Here is a 1,130-nt window from a genome sequence, read left to right on the forward strand (position 1 = left end):
AAAATTAACAGCATTAGAAGAAAAACTGAAACTTTTAGAAATATCTGACATACCAAATAAAGATGAAATGATCATTAATTGCAAGCATGATATTGAAAAACAAAAAAGAATTATAAGCCATACCACAAGTTATCTAGAATAAATATGTAAGTTACTAATAGCTACAATGCTTAAAGGAGCGCTCTAATCGAACACTCCTTTATCACTATAACTCTCTATTTTTTTGATTAATCTTCCACTTCGATTGCTTCTACAGGGCAAGATTCAGCAGCTTCTTTAGCTGAATCAACATCATCACCAATAACAGATGATAACCCCTCATCATTCATTTCAAAAACATCTGGTGCAACACCTACACAAGTTCCACACCCAATACAAGATTCATTTACTGTAATTTTAGCCATTGTAAATCCTCCTTTATGTGTTTACTATATAATAAATAACTATATTTTACAATATGTTTTTCCATACTAAAAAGTATTACTTATTCAATCAAATATTGAGTATTAAGTATATGAGTTGATAAAAAATGACAAATAACTATAATTGATATTGTACAATTATTGATCCCCACTATAATTCCAATAGTTGTATAATAGGGTATGGTCCTCCTTTCCCCTTAGCCATACCCAACCAAGAGCACAAAAAAGATATCTCCTCGGTAGAGCCTTGTGCTCTTTTATTTAAAAGTTTAATACATTTGCATATTTTGTATAATGTAGTAGAATAGATTGCGTACAAATATTATTTTTGTACAATAGAATATTGTTCCTCTCCCATTAACAATATTCGAAAGTATACAAAGAGTACAAGTTCACCTCTCCCGTTTTGGGCTTGTTCTCTTTTTATATAAAGTTTATTGAAAATAATTACTTATTATTATATACTTTTATTAAGCATAGTACGCATCCCAAAATTATGCTAAAAACACAGTGTTCATTCCCATGTCACTGTGTTTTTCTTTATACAAAAAAGCCTAGATCGTTATGACCCAGGCTTGAATTTTATATATTTATTGTTTACGTGTATATCGCGATACCCATTATTAATAATACTATGAGATAGCCCCATATACAAAAGGGTATACTCTATCCTTGTGTTTAAACAGTTCCCCTGAATATCTTCAGCAT

1 protein-coding gene is annotated in these 1,130 nt (G+C 30.1%); it reads right to left on the reverse strand.

The features are described from left to right. Window positions 1-227 precede the first annotated feature (227 nt). Complete coding sequence (locus KSU54_RS18455) at window positions 228-404, reverse strand: ferredoxin (protein ID WP_008792279.1); 177 nt, start codon at window positions 402-404, stop codon at window positions 228-230. Window positions 405-1,130: the final 726 nt, after the last annotated feature.

Origin of the sequence: Erysipelatoclostridium sp. MSK.23.31 (assembly GCF_019125875.1) — a bacterium.
GTDB lineage: Bacteria > Bacillota_I > Bacilli_A > Erysipelotrichales > Coprobacillaceae > Thomasclavelia > Thomasclavelia ramosa.